The organism is Metallibacterium sp. (genome assembly GCF_054637675.1).
The window spans coordinates 26,945-40,140 of record NZ_JBTSRB010000016.1 but is presented as its reverse complement, the minus strand read 5'-3'; the positions used below and the strand labels follow the sequence as shown (position 1 = coordinate 40,140).

Annotated in this window: 13 protein-coding genes; 7 read left to right on the top strand and 6 right to left on the bottom strand. The window is 64.5% G+C overall.

The window, feature by feature from the left end; translation table 11 throughout:
* The first annotated feature begins 87 nt into the window (after nucleotides 1-87).
* The 3 genes from ACYDAT_RS07250 to ACYDAT_RS07240 all read left to right on the top strand — a co-directional run bounded on the left by ACYDAT_RS07250 (nucleotide 88) and on the right by ACYDAT_RS07240 (nucleotide 2,069).
* Complete coding sequence (locus ACYDAT_RS07250) at nucleotides 88-294, top strand: hypothetical protein (protein WP_461449268.1); 207 nt, start codon at nucleotides 88-90, stop codon at nucleotides 292-294.
* 268 nt (nucleotides 295-562) lie between these two features.
* On the top strand, nucleotides 563-1,279 hold the full coding sequence (locus ACYDAT_RS07245; protein ID WP_461449266.1) for a hypothetical protein: 717 nt from the start codon (nucleotides 563-565) through the stop codon (nucleotides 1,277-1,279).
* Nucleotides 1,280-1,388: 109 nt separating this feature from the next.
* Nucleotides 1,389-2,069 carry a hypothetical protein gene (locus ACYDAT_RS07240; RefSeq protein ID WP_461449265.1) on the top strand — a complete coding sequence of 227 codons (681 nt, stop codon included), beginning with the start codon at nucleotides 1,389-1,391 and terminating at the stop codon, nucleotides 2,067-2,069.
* Nucleotides 2,070-2,569: 500 nt separating this feature from the next.
* On the opposite strand, the gene dxs is transcribed toward ACYDAT_RS07240, so the two are convergent.
* The 4 genes from dxs to ACYDAT_RS07220 all read right to left on the bottom strand — a co-directional run bounded on the left by dxs (nucleotide 2,570) and on the right by ACYDAT_RS07220 (nucleotide 7,394).
* The gene (gene dxs, locus ACYDAT_RS07235) at nucleotides 2,570-4,459 is read right to left on the bottom strand and encodes a 1-deoxy-D-xylulose-5-phosphate synthase (RefSeq protein WP_461449261.1); all 1,890 of its coding nucleotides are present in this window, start codon (nucleotides 4,457-4,459) and stop codon (nucleotides 2,570-2,572) included.
* A 232-nt stretch (nucleotides 4,460-4,691) separates the two neighbouring features.
* Complete coding sequence (locus tag ACYDAT_RS07230) at nucleotides 4,692-6,494, bottom strand: chloride channel protein (protein ID WP_461449259.1); 1,803 nt, start codon at nucleotides 6,492-6,494, stop codon at nucleotides 4,692-4,694.
* A 100-nt stretch (nucleotides 6,495-6,594) separates the two neighbouring features.
* The gene (locus ACYDAT_RS07225) at nucleotides 6,595-6,804 is read right to left on the bottom strand and encodes a zf-HC2 domain-containing protein (protein WP_461438941.1); all 210 of its coding nucleotides are present in this window, start codon (nucleotides 6,802-6,804) and stop codon (nucleotides 6,595-6,597) included.
* The gene (locus tag ACYDAT_RS07220; RefSeq protein ID WP_461449257.1) at nucleotides 6,801-7,394 is read right to left on the bottom strand and encodes a sigma-70 family RNA polymerase sigma factor; all 594 of its coding nucleotides are present in this window, start codon (nucleotides 7,392-7,394) and stop codon (nucleotides 6,801-6,803) included. Before ACYDAT_RS07220 ends, ACYDAT_RS07225 begins: the two co-directional genes overlap by 4 nt.
* Nucleotides 7,395-7,712: 318 nt before the next feature.
* Between ACYDAT_RS07220 and ACYDAT_RS07215 the strand changes: the two genes are divergently transcribed.
* The 3 genes from ACYDAT_RS07215 to ACYDAT_RS07205 all read left to right on the top strand — a co-directional run bounded on the left by ACYDAT_RS07215 (nucleotide 7,713) and on the right by ACYDAT_RS07205 (nucleotide 9,939).
* Nucleotides 7,713-8,042 (top strand): BufA1 family periplasmic bufferin-type metallophore, encoded by a 330-nt coding sequence (locus ACYDAT_RS07215; RefSeq protein WP_461449255.1) that lies wholly within the window; start codon nucleotides 7,713-7,715, stop codon nucleotides 8,040-8,042.
* Nucleotides 8,043-8,167: 125 nt separating this feature from the next.
* Entirely contained in the window at nucleotides 8,168-9,091 is a 924-nt protein-coding gene (locus ACYDAT_RS07210) for an MbnB/TglH/ChrH family RiPP precursor modification enzyme (protein ID WP_461449253.1), read from the top strand.
* The gene (locus ACYDAT_RS07205; RefSeq protein ID WP_461449251.1) at nucleotides 9,088-9,939 is read left to right on the top strand and encodes an HvfC/BufC family peptide modification chaperone; all 852 of its coding nucleotides are present in this window, start codon (nucleotides 9,088-9,090) and stop codon (nucleotides 9,937-9,939) included. Before ACYDAT_RS07210 ends, ACYDAT_RS07205 begins: the two co-directional genes overlap by 4 nt.
* A 157-nt stretch (nucleotides 9,940-10,096) precedes the next feature.
* On the opposite strand, the gene ACYDAT_RS07200 is transcribed toward ACYDAT_RS07205, so the two are convergent.
* Nucleotides 10,097-10,726: an HNH endonuclease gene (locus ACYDAT_RS07200; protein WP_461438936.1), complete on the bottom strand. Its 630-nt coding sequence runs from the start codon at nucleotides 10,724-10,726 to the stop codon at nucleotides 10,097-10,099.
* Between the two features lie 129 nt (nucleotides 10,727-10,855).
* Complete coding sequence (locus ACYDAT_RS07195) at nucleotides 10,856-11,812, bottom strand: hypothetical protein (RefSeq protein ID WP_461449249.1); 957 nt, start codon at nucleotides 11,810-11,812, stop codon at nucleotides 10,856-10,858.
* Nucleotides 11,813-12,191: 379 nt separating this feature from the next.
* On the opposite strand from ACYDAT_RS07195, the gene ACYDAT_RS07190 reads away from it, so the two are divergent.
* On the top strand, nucleotides 12,192-12,971 hold the full coding sequence (locus ACYDAT_RS07190; protein WP_461438934.1) for a slipin family protein: 780 nt from the start codon (nucleotides 12,192-12,194) through the stop codon (nucleotides 12,969-12,971).
* Nucleotides 12,972-13,196 lie beyond the last annotated feature (225 nt).

The window sequence follows — 13,196 nt, the reverse complement described above, 5'->3', positions numbered from 1 at the left end:
TGTGATTCTGTATTGGGAAATACTTCGATCCGAACTCAGCGTTACACTGAGTTCGGATTTTCAAACCATTAACTTGAGGTTAAGAGCATGAAACTACCAATTATAGATACACCGATATGGTTTAAAATCACAATGGTTGCCATTCTTGTTTTGTTAGCCTTTTTCAAGGTTAGATCAAATAACGCTGATGTTTTTGTAATAGGTAGTCTGTTGGCGATTGCTTCACTTAACCTTGAGCAGTCGTTGCGCAGCAAAAAAGCCAAGCTGTTAAATCAGCACAAGACTGACAACTAGCAGCCTGTCGGACTTTCTCACCCGCCCCATTTAGAATGGCGCACCTTCCCGGAAGCATCAGCGCATGAGCCGATTTCGACCGATTGACCGTGCGACCGACTACCTGCTGCCGCCGTCGGTGCAGGACTGGCTGCCGGAGTCGCACTTGGCACGGTATGTGGTGGATGTGCAAGCTCCATAAAATGGAACTTGCCCCTATTGGCCGGCTCCACGGCAACCGTGCGTATAAGCATTTGCATCATCCTATCGAAAGACCGGGAGTGCATTCATGAAAACGAGCAACGTAACAAAGGGCTTCTGGTTTCTTTTTGCCGCTGCATTTTTCTTTTGTCCGGCAACCCAAGCTCAAGACGTATCATCGATCATAACCTCGAACGTGCGCTTCCGCGAATCCTGGGATGGACAGATGATGGCATTTACAGATGGCAGTGCCGTCGAAATTCTAAATCCCGGTTTTAAGATGAAGATACCTGAGTGGAAATTGGGTACCAAGCTCGAAATCCTGTTCAATCTCACGCAGGGCGTGAGAGTTTTCAACCCAAAAACACATCAAACGTTCCAGGTCCTTGAACTCTACAACCGGCCGCATCCGGTCGATTTATGGCTGCGCCGGTGCGAAGAGAAAAATATGTCAAACATTAATGCTGAAGGGTGTCAATCTCAAGCTCAAACTATGTGGGATCAATTGATCCTATTTGATTACAGATTGGTGTCACGCTACGAGCCGTCAGATACAATACTCGCTGGATTTAAGAAGAACTTGTTTGCGAACAAGCAGGACTGGCTTGCATACCGGCGCTCTTTTTCAAGAGTTGTGGGCAGCTCATTCAAAATATGGGGCACTGCCTGGCCCATTTATGCGGGCGATGTATATATAAATATGCTTCGGAACCAGGATCGCATCGTTCTGTCTCTGTTAGGCACGGCGATGCCATTCAGTCTGGACAGTTCACTTCGCTCCCCCGGGGTTCCCAACTTGCGCTAGAGATCGCGCAATATGGCCCTGTGCTCAGTGTTTCGCTTAGGACGCCACTCAATTTGGTGGGTGAGCGTTTGTCCCGCACTTGAAAAGTCGCCAAGGAAATCCTAATAAAATGAATTTTCCGGTAGTTCGGTTCACTGCAAGCGGGGCGCTTGTAGTCGTAGCCTTCGCTGGCGCGCTCGTGATGAGCGCTGCTGTGCTCGCCCATGCAAGTTCCAACGCTGCGGACTCCGCTTGTGCGGCAGGTGCCGCAGCAGACGCGTATCCTGCAAACGCCGTGCCGGGACCGTATGCATTGGAGCGCGGTATGCGGGTGTTGAGGCACAAACACCTGCGTGATGCTGTGGGTCGCTTCAAAGTGGCGGCATCCTGGGGTTCGAAGATCGCCGAGTACAACCTCGGCTTGATGTATTGGAATGGCGATGGCGTACGAAAAGACTACGCGAAAGCCGTCGCTTGGCTGGCGCTTGCCGATCAGCGACACAATAGCGCCAAGATCGATGGGTCTCTGCAGTATGCCTATGCCAAGCTCACACTAGCAGAGCGCAAGCAAGCCGATGCGGATTTCGGCGCCATGGTGGACACCTACGGCGACGCAGTGGCACTGAAACGCGCGCGAGCCGCATGGCGACGTGCCGCGCGATCAGCGACGGGATCGCGTGTCGGCGCGGGTGGAGACCTGAGCGGTGACGCGGGGATTCGCGAGTCCGAATTGCACTGCAATCCCTATTGGCCTTATCCGCTGAAAGAGGATCTTGCCGGTCACAGCAAACATCAAAAGTCCGGGAGCTGAGGTGGCAGACTGCTGCTTGAGGCTCTATGACGTTTCAACAGTCATGTGCCAAGCGCTCCAACTCTGGGGCGTGGAGCACTTCCGGTTCCTCGTCTCGTCGTTTCCTGTGGAAGCGGTGGTCTGAGGGGTTGAGCGGAGCGGCGAAGTTCGGCACGCTGTGTCGATGGACAACACGCTCTTCTCGCAAGCTTTGGGCCTGACCGCGCCGTGGCGCGTCAGCGACATCGACTTCCGCCCTCAGGAAGCCGCCATCCACTTCCGGGTGGTCTGCGATGCGCAGCGCTGGCCGTGTCTTCGCGGTCGGTGGTCGCGCGCTAGTCGCGCGCTAAACACGCTGTTCCCACATCGCCGCGCTGGAAACACCACCTGCTTGAAACCACGTGTCCAACACCGAGCGATTCCATCAGGCAATCTGACGGAAGCGACCGTTCCAACACTCAAATCTGGTAGCCAGAACTTTTTGCGTGGCTCGCGGTTTTTCCCCGGGTTCCGAGTCCCGCTCAGCCCGTCTGCTGCGTGCGCGGGCGCTGCAGCAGGGTGCCAAAGCGTTGGCGGATGGCGGTCTCGATGCCGGCGGCATCCAGTCCGGCCTCGGCCAGCAGTTGCTCGCGGCTGGCGTGTTCCTGGAAGTGATCCGGCAGACCCAGTTGCAGCAGCGGCACGGCCAGCGCCTGCGCGGCCAGCCACTCGGCCACGCCACTGCCGGCGCCACCGGCGATCACGTTGTCCTCGATGCTGACCAGTCCCGCGTGGCTGCGCGTCAGCGCAACCAGCAACGCGGTATCCAGCGGCTTGACGAAGCGCATGTTCACCAGCGTCAGATCCAGCGCCTCGGCCACGCGCGCGGCCTCGGCCAACGGCGCGCCGAATACCAGTAGCGCCAGCGTGTGGCCGTGACGGCGCACTTCGGCCTTGCCGATCGGCACGGTGGCCAAGTCGCTGCCTGCCGCCACCCCGGTGCCACTGCCACGCGGATAACGCACCAGCGCCGGGCCAGCGTGGCGGAATCCGGTGCTGAGCAGCAGCCGGCATTCGCGCTCGTCGCCGGGCGCCATGATCAGCAGCCCCGGCACGCAGCGCAGGAAGCTCAGGTCGAGATTGCCGGCGTGCGTGGGGCCATCGGGGCCGACCACGCCAGCGCGATCCACGGCGAACAGCACCGGCAGTTTTTGCAGCGCCACGTCGTGCACCAACTGGTCGTAGGCGCGCTGCAGGAAGCTGGAATAAATCGCCACCACCGGCTTGGCGCCCTCGCAGGCCATGCCCGCGGCCAGCGTCACCGCGTGCTGCTCGGCGATGCCGACATCGAAATAGCGCGCCGGATATTCCTTCGAGAAACGCACCAGACCGGAGCCCTCGCGCATCGCCGGAGTGATGCCCAGCAGACGCGTATCGGCGACGGCCATGTCGCATAGCCAGTCGCCGAACACGTCGGTATAGGTGGCCTTGCCCGGCGCCTTGGGTTGCACGCCGCGCGCCGGATCGAACGGGCCGACCGCGTGGTATTCGATCTGTGCCTGCTCGGCCGGCGCGTAGCCCTTGCCCTTGGTGGTGATCACGTGCAGCAACTGCGGGCCGCGCAGCTCGCGCACGGTGCGCAGCGAGTGCAGCAGTTGCGGCAGGTCGTGGCCGTCGATCGGACCGGTGTAGTGGAAGCCCAGTTCCTCGAACAGCGTCGAGGGCACGAACATGCCCTTGGCGTGCTCCTCCCAGCGTTTGGCGAAGCGCGCCATCAGGCCGCGCCTGGGCATGGCGCGCTTGGCGCGCTCGCGCAACGCGTTCAGGCGTCGGCTGATCATCAGGCGCGACAGCATCTTGGTCAGCGCGCCGACGTTCTCGCTGATCGACATGCCGTTGTCGTTGAGCACCACCAGCAGGTCGGGTTCGATATCGCCGCCGTGATTCAAGGCTTCGTAGGCCATGCCCGCGGTCAGCGCGCCATCGCCGATCACCGCCACCACGCGCCGCGCGTCACCCCGGCGCTGCGCCGCCAGCGCCATGCCCAGCGCGGCGGAAATCGAGGTGGACGAATGCCCCACGCCGAAGGCGTCGTAGAGGCTCTCGGCGCGCTTCGGGAACGGCGCCAGTCCGTCCTTTTTCTTGATGCTGGTGATGCGCTCGGCGCGGCCGGTGAGGATCTTGTGCGGATAGCCCTGGTGGCCCACGTCCCAGATCAGCCGATCCTCGGGCGTGGCATACAGGTAATGCAGCGCCACGGTCAGTTCGACCACGCCGAGGTTGGCGCCGAAGTGCCCCCCCGAACTGGCCACCGAGGCGATCAGGAACTGGCGCAGCTCCTCGGCGATGGCTGGCAGTTCGGTTTCTGGGAACTGGCGCAGGTCGGCCGGCGAGCCAATGCGCGTCAGGCGCGGGTAGGTGGCAGCATCCATAGGCGGCTATTGTTGTGCCGCGCGGCGGCAGCGGCAAGTGAACGGGTAATCGTGGTACGCGGAACGATGGTGCATTTGGGCATTGCCTGGATGCTTGGGCCTGCGGCCTCAGCATGACAAAAGGGTGTCATGCCGAGCGTGGCGAAGCATCTCGGGGGCACGGGGGCACACGTCGCAACCTGTGGCGTCCGAATGTGCCTGCGCCACAACCAGCACTTGTGCTTGTTGCGCATCAACGCCGCCAGCGCAGATCGATATGGCGTGTCCTGTGCTGCGCCGCGCGCATGCGTTGGCCGTGCGCGGCCAGAATGTCGCCGCGGGTGAGCATGCCGAGCACGCGCTGCGGGTCGTCCGCGTCCACCACCACCAGGCGCCCGACATCGGCGGCGACCATGTGATCGGCGGCCTCGCGCAGACTGTGATCCTCGTGCACCAGCAGCGGCGCGCGGCGGATCAGGGTGTCGAGGGTGGCGCTCGCGGGAGCCTGCGCATCCAGCAGATCGCGACGCGTCAGCACACCCAGCAAATGCGCGTGCGTATCCAGCACCGGATACCCCTGATGCTGGGCAGGCGCGCCGCCCTCGCGCAGCCACGCGCGCAACTCGGCGATGGTCTGCTCAGCGCGCAGACTCACCACCTCGCGGCTGCACGCATCGCGCACCAGCATCTGATCGAGATCATCCGCGCTGTAATCGGCGGGCACGCGCAGGCCGCGGCGCGCGAGTTTCTCGGTCATGATCGTGGTACGCATGAGCAGACCGGAGAGCAGATACGCGGTGATACAGCCAGCCAGCAACGGCAGCAAGACGTGCGGCTGCTGCGTGGTCTCGAAAGCAAAAATCACCGAAGTCAGCACCGCGCGCGAAGCGCCGGCAAACAGCGCGGCCATACCCACCACCGCGGCGATACGCGGATCCAGATGCAGCCACGGCAGCCAGTGCGCGGCGGCCAGCCCGAGCAGGCCGCCCAGCGCGCCGCCGATGGTGAACAGCGGCGCCAGCGTGCCGCCCGAGGTGCCGCTGCCCAGCGCGATCGCCCACGAGGCGAACTTGAGCACGCACAGCGTCAGCAGCGTGGCCACGCCCAGCGTGCCGGTGACGATCGCGGCGATGTTGGCGTAGCCCACGCCCAGGGTCAGCGGTGCGAACCAGCCGATCACGCCGACGGCGACACCGCCCAGCGCCGGCCACCACATCCAGTGCAGCGGCAGTTTCTCGAACAAATCCTCGACGACATACGTGGCGCGGGTCACGCCGATGCTCACCAGCCCCACCACGAGGCCCAGCACGGCGCAGGTTGCCAGCGCCGCCAGCCCCTGCGTGGCGATGCCCGGCATGGGGAACATCGGCGCGCTGCCTTCCAGTACGAAACGCAATCCGGTGGCGCTGATCGCCGCCAGCGTGACCGGGATCAGCGAGCGCGCGCGGCGCTCGAACAGCAGCAGCTCGATCGCCATCAGCACCGCCGCGAACGGCGCCGCGAACACCGCCGCCATGCCGCCCGCCGCGCCCGCCGCCAGCAGCGTCTTGCGCTCGTCGGCGGTGACGTGCAGCAGTTGTCCGCTCAAGGAGCCCAACGCGCCACCGGTGGCGATGATCGGACCTTCCGCGCCGAACGGCCCGCCGGTGCCGATGGCGATCGCCGAGGACACCGGTTTCAGCCAGGTCACGCGCGGCGCGATGCGACTTTCGTTGAGCAGCACTTGTTCCATGGCCTCGGGAATGCCGTGACCACGGATCGCGCGCGAGCCGTAGCGCGCCATCGCGCCCACGATCAGCCCGCCGATGACCGGCACCACGATCACCCACAGCCCGAGGTGATTGCCCGCCGGACTGACGAAGCTGGTGTTCACGCGCCCGTAGAAGGCGAGATTGGTGATCAACCCGATGAGCATGGTCAGCGCGCGCGCGACCACGGCCGCGGCCAGCCCCAGCACGATCGCCAGCGCGCTGATCCACAGCACGCGCGGTTGCAGCGGCGCGCTGGGGCGCGGCAGCTGCGCGGCGCGCGCGGCGTGGTCGGTCGCGTGGCTCATGCGTGCGGGACTCCGTCGGGGAAGCGCGCGAGGCTACGCGGATGCGGCTCTGGTAGCTGGCTGGAAAATGAACAGAAGTATGGGGCAACACCAGTGTGGCTCAGCGCGGCGTGTGCTCGTCGTGATCCTGATGCTCGCGCCAGGCGCGCAGCGCGTCGCGCAGGGTCAGCGTCTGGCGTTCGAAGCGCTGGCAGGCGCGGCAGGTGAGGATATGCACGCGCACGGCCAGGCGTTCGCCGAAGGACAGCGCGCGGTCCTCGCGGGCCAGCAGCAATCCGCTGATGTCGCGGCAGCTGTTGGGAATTTTCATCGCGGCTGCGCTCCAAACCAGTTTGATTGCAGGCACTCGCGCAGGCGCAGGCGCGCGCGATGCAGCTGGATCCACAGATTGGTCGGCGCGATGCCGAGTTCCTGACAAATCGCGTGGCTGTCGATCTCCAGCCACTCGCGCATCAGAAACACGCGGCCTTGCCGGTTGGGCAGGTGTTCCAGGCAGGCCTCGAGCACGGCGAAGAACTGATCGCGCAGCAGTTCGCTGCAAGGATCGGCCCAGCGCTCCGGCGTCTCGCGGAAATGACCATCGCGCTTGTACAGCAGCTCGTCGAGATCCTCCTCGCCGTCGTCATTGGCATCCGCTGCGGTCGGCTCGCGCACGTGCTGGCGCAACTGGTCGAGCACCTTGTGCTTGAGGATACCGACGATCCAGGTCTTCAGTTGCGAGGCACCGTTGAAACGCTGCGCGCCCTGCAGCACCGCGAGCACGGTTTCCGACACCGCGTCCTCGGCCCATGCGTGGTTGCGCAACTGCAGTTGCGCCAGACGCAGCAGGGTCGGGCGCAGCGCCGCGATGCGGCGGCCCAGCTCCAGCGGATCGATACTGGCCTGCGGCGCGGTGTTCATGGCGCGGTGGCTGCCATGGGGCGGATCGTGTGCATGGGCGGTGCAAGGAATCCGGCGCGGGCCGCGACTAAGGCGCAATGACGCATTCTTTCACCAAGCGTGCAGTTTGAGGAACTGCCCCAGAACAAGGATGTTGCGCCGCGACGTGCATGCGCGCGCGTGCCGCGCTAGAAGCGGCATGACTGGACGGTGCCAATTTGCTTGCAAACCTCGACGGAACGACTGGTTTTGCAATTTGATCGAGTGCCGGGCCAGCAGCGGCCACATGACCGCCATCAACTCATCGGGCTTTCATCTTTTTGATCGAGGGCATCCATCATGAACAAGCATCAGCTTCTCAGCATCGCGGCGGCGTCCGTGATCGCTGCCGGCGGCTTGGCTGCCATACCTGCAGCGCACGCCGCGACCATGGAAAAGTGCTTCGGCATCGCCACCGCAGGCCACAACGACTGTGCCGGCATCTCCGGCCTGCACTCCTGCAAGGGGCAGGCCACGGCCTATTACATCCCGGGCGACTTCCGCGTGGTACCCACCGGTACCTGTGAAAAAATGGGTGGGGTGAACATGGCGCAAGCCAAGGCGATCATGAATAAAACGTCCAAGGTCGTCGCGTTCGAGGCCAAGGTACAAGAGAAAGCCAAAGGCTGAGCATCGGTCACTCCGGGTTGCGCGTGCCATTCCAAACGGCGCCGCCACGGCCTAAGGAGTGAGCGGTGTTGTCACGCTGCGGGGGCCGGCAAGGCCCGGTTCCGTCGCTGCGCGGGAGAATTCGCATGCTGATCGAATCCACGGCGCGCGCCGGCATCGGCCTGCGCCAGCCGCATTACCGCGAGTTCTGTGCGCGCCGGCCCGCGGTCGGTTTCGTCGAGGTGCATTCCGAGAATTTCTTCAATCCGCATGACGCCGCGACGCAGGTGCTGGCCGCGGTGCGCACCGAGTACGCCGTGAGCCTGCACGGCGTGGGACTGGCGCTGGGCTCGGCCTGTGGGCTGGACGATGAGCATCTGGATCGCTTGACTGCGCTGGTCGCGCGCACCGATCCGCTGCGCGTGTCGGATCACGCCTGTTTCGCGCGCGCGCCCTGGGCCGGGCGTGGCATGGTGCACGCCAACGACTTGCTGCCGGTGGCGTTCACGCGCGGCTCGCTGGCGGTGTTCGTCGCCAACGTGCAGCATGTGCAGGAGCGCCTGCGGCGCCCGATCCTGGTGGAAAACCTGAGCGCGTATCTGGATTTCGCCGAGCGTGATTTCAGCGAGCCTGAATTCTTCGCCGAGCTGGCGCGGCGCAGCGGCTGCGGCCTGCTGCTGGATGTGAACAATCTGATGGTCAACGCGCTCAATGCCGGCGCGGACGATGCGCAGGCGGCCGTGTGCGCGTGGCTGGACGAACTGGCGCGCCGCGCGCCGCCCGATCTGGTCGGCGAAATCCATCTCGCTGGGCACAGCCGCCAGCACGAACTGGTCATCGACGATCACTCGTGCGTGGTCTCGGCGCCGGTGTGGAGTGCCTATGCGCATGCGCTGCGCTGTTTCGGCCCGCGGCCCACGCTGATCGAATGGGACACCAGCCTGCCGACACTCGACGTGCTGCTGGGCGAGGCCGCGCACGCGCAGGACTTGCTTGATGCCGAGGCGCGCGCGCGCCGGGCGGACAACGCCATGCGCGCAGCGCACGCCGCGGCGGAGTGCGCGTCATGACCGCGCGCCACGCGCACGCTGCGGCGCATGGCGCCAGCAACCCCGTCACGCAGCGCGAAGCCGTGCGCCAGCAGGCATTGCTGCGCGTGCTGTTCGCCGCGCAGCCGGCGTCCGCGCCACTGCCCGAGCTGGGTGTGCTTGAGCACGATCAGCGCTGGAGCGCGGGCCTGGCGGCGTATCGCGGCAACGGGCTGGAGCACGCCGTCGCCGCGCTGCGCGCGCAATTCCCCACCGTGTTGGCGATGCTGGGCGAGACGCCGTTCGATGCGCTGTGCGCGCGCTACTGGTATGCGTACCCGCCGCAACAGGGTGATCTGGCGCGCATCGGTGCCGAGTTCCCCGCGTGCATCGCCGCGCAGGACGAGCTGCAACCCTGGCCGTGGTTGGCGGACAGCGCGCGTCTCGATCGCGCGCGCTGGGAAGTGCTGTTCGAGGCGCCATCGCACCTCGCCGCGCAGGATTTGCAGCGCCTAGCCGAGTGTGATCCGGCGTGCTTGCAACTGTGCCTCGCGCCGGGCACGCGCCTGCTGGAGACACGCTGGCCGGTGTTCCGTCTATGGCAGTTGCATCAGGCGCCAGACATCGACGGCGACACGCTGCGCGCCGCGCTGCGACAGCCCGCCGCGCCGCTGTGGATCTGGCGCGCGGACATGCAGGCGCAGTGTCGCGAACTATCCGCGAATGAAGCCGACTGGCTGCGCGCGCTCGCGACCGGCACGCGCCTCGATCAGGCGCTGAATGCCGCGGCGGCGGACTTCGATGTCGCTGCGTGGCTGCAAGCCGCCGTGCGGAACGGCTGGATCGATGGCGTGCGTGCGTGGCCCGAGGCCGATGCCGCACGCACATGATCCGCAGCGGAGATCATTCGCGACACGGCTGCATCGGCGGTTTCTGCTGGACGTGATCTCGATACCGCGCACCGCGCGGGGCGCGGGTTGAAACGCATCCACGGATAATTGCAAACGCTGGAGCGCGGCTCAGCGTTGCAATCGCACGTACCCTCGCTCAGCCCTTGCGCCGCTTCTTCGGCAGGTGCCCGACCAGAAATTCCATCTGGTCGGCGAGGATGTTGCGGTTGGACAGGATCAGGTGCTCGACCCAGCTCGGACGGTAGGGCACGGCGAGCAGCGGCATGGACGCCTGCTGCGGGGTGCGGCTGCCCTTGCGCAGGTTGCAGGCCACGCAGGCGGTGACGACGTTTTCCCACGCGTCGCGGCCGCCGCGCGAGGTGGGGATGACGTGATCGCGGGTCAGTTCGCCGCGCTGGCCGTGGCTGCCGCAGTACAGACAAATATGGCGGTCGCGCGCGAACAGCGCGGCGTTGGTCAGCGCAGGCGATGGATCGAGCGCGTGGCTGCGGCAGTGGCCGGTGCTGGCGACGATGGGGTGCAACTCGATGATGCTCTGCCGTCCCGAGGCGCGGTTGTGGCCGCCGTGCACGGTGAGACAGGGCGTGCCCAGCGTCCACGCCACGGCATCGCGCACGTACAGACACACCGCATCCTGCCAACTGATCCAGTCGAGGATGCGCCCGCCGGCGTCCAGTGCCAGTACGCGCGTGCCCGCCGAGGGGCTTGGAATGTCGCCCCAAACACCGCCTGGAACATCGGCGCGCAGGTCGATGACCTCGTGCATGCCTTCCTCCGTCGCTTGGACAACACCGGCGACGTGCAGGCGCACGCCGCATCCGCGGCAGGATAAGCCAAGCGCGTGACAAACGGGTAATGCGTAAGGAGAGGTTATTGCGGCGTGATGCAGTGCGCGTCAGCGCGCGCTGGCCAGGCGACGCTCGGCGCGCGCGGCGATCAGCAGCAGAAACACGATCGCGTAGATGCTGGCCGTGCCCAGCACATCGCCCTTGTTGCCGGTGAAACCGGCGCCGTACGGCCCGCCCATGCCCTCGGCCGTGCTCCAAATTGCCAGGCTGTAGAGCACGCCCAGCGGCATCGCCAGATCGATCAGCACGCCCGTGATCAGCGACAGCGCCAGCGCGCTTTCGGCCAGCGCCGTGAACACCGCAAAACGTTCCACGCCGACCTGCTGGATCACATGCAGCACGAAGCCAATGTACGCCGCCACCCAGTGCGGCTGCCCGACCATCGATCCAGCCAGATAGCTGCCGGCGCCATGCAAGAACTCCGGCTGCCACTTCCAGTACGCATCGAAGGCCCACAGCAGACCGAACAGCACGCGCGCCAAGGTGAACTTCCAGCGCGCCGGCACCGTCACCGGACCATTCCGGAACGCCGCCAGCGGCCGCCAGCCGTGCGTCAGCAGCACCAGTGCAAAGCCCAGTGCATAGACGATGGCCGTGCCCGGATCAGTAGCACCCGTGATGTACGGCCCGCCCAGCCCGCCCACCGTGCTCCACAGCCACAGGTTGTAGAACACGCCCACCCAGGCGAGGCGATGCAACTGCCAGCCGCTGAGCAGGGAAAACGCCAGCAACGCCTCCAACGCCACCATCATGCTGACCACGATGCCGACGCCGAGATTGGTCACCAGCGCGGCCATGGCGTGCCCGTAAGCCATCAGCCAAACCGGTTGCCCCGGCGCCCAATCGGCCGCGATCATGGCCACGAAGTGCTCGCGATAGGCCGGGTCCAGATGCAACAGCAGATTGACCAGACACACCGCGCCGAACAGCAGCCGCGCCAGCCCCAGCGCCCATTCGATGCGAGTGCGATTGTCCAGCAGGTACGGCAAGCTCGGTGTGCGCATGGGTGATCAGACCCCCGTGTGGTGCCGGCGTTCAATTACCGATTGGTAAGAATTGCGCCAGCGGATCTCACACTGTCCGGCGGACTCACGGTACCTGCATGTACCGGAGGCAGGTTCTGCCTGCGACCACCCCATGAGCATTGGTTACCTGAATCGCGCATCCACGGTGCGCCAGTGTGCCGACGCCCGCCTCCCAATGCGCGCAGAATGGGGTACGAAGAACCGCTCTGACGCCATTTACCCATGCGCAGCGACGGCTACAGTGGTCAAGACGCCGCGGTCGCGCCACCCAGGATGAAAGCGCTCGTGCGCCGCGCAAGCAACGGCTTGCCCCCGCGGACTCCTGAACATGCCACCTGCAAGTTGATGGAGAACTCCGATGTCCAGCTCATTTCTTTATCTCGATATCTATCTGGTGCTGTTTGTACTTGCGCTGTTTTTGCTCATGTCGCTGAAAATCGTCTTCGAGTATCAACGCGCCGTGGTCTTCCGGCTTGGACGTTTTCAGAAGGTCAAGGGGCCGGGACTGATCATCGTGGTACCCATCCTGCAGCGGATGAAGCGGCTGGACTTGCGCACCATCGTGCACGAGGTCACGCCGCAAGACGTGATCTCGCGCGACAACGTTTCGGTCAAGGTCGATGCGGTCATTTACTTCCGCATCGTCGACCCGGAGAAAGCCTTCATCCAGGTTGCGGACTTCTTCGAAGCCACCAGCAAGCTCGCGCAAACCACCCTGCGCGCGGTGCTGGGCAAGCATGACCTCGATGAAATGCTCTCCGAACGGCCCAAGATCAACGCCGACATCCAGACCATCATCGACTCCCAGACCGAGGCCTGGGGCATCAAGGTCAGCGTCGTCGAGATCCGCAATATCGAGCTCACGGATGAAATGATCCGAGCCATCGCCAAACAGGCCATCGCCGAGCGCGACCGCCGCTCCAAGGTCATCCATGCGGACGCGGAATTCCAGGCCGCGCAAACCCTGGTCAATGCCGCCACCATCCTTGCTTCCGCGCCTGGCGGCATGCAATTGCGCTACCTGCAGACCCTGTCCGAAATCGCCACGGAAAACAATTCCACGGTGATCTTCCCCATGCCCATCGACATCATCAAGCCGATCCTGCAGATCATGGAGAAAGTGGCGAAAGCGGACTGAATGGACCAACGGCGTTAGCAGGCAACGCACTCGACCAACAAGGAACGCGTCCTGACCAATTCGCCGCCGGCGGTTGCGCCGCGGTAGATGCACTCCGCTGGGCGCGATCGGCCATCAGGAGGCCTGGATCGTCGCTCGCCAGATCGCCAAGGATGTCGACGATGTGAAGCCCGGGAACACCGACCGGCCACTGGCGTCGATGCCGTCCTGCATCGGTGACATGGG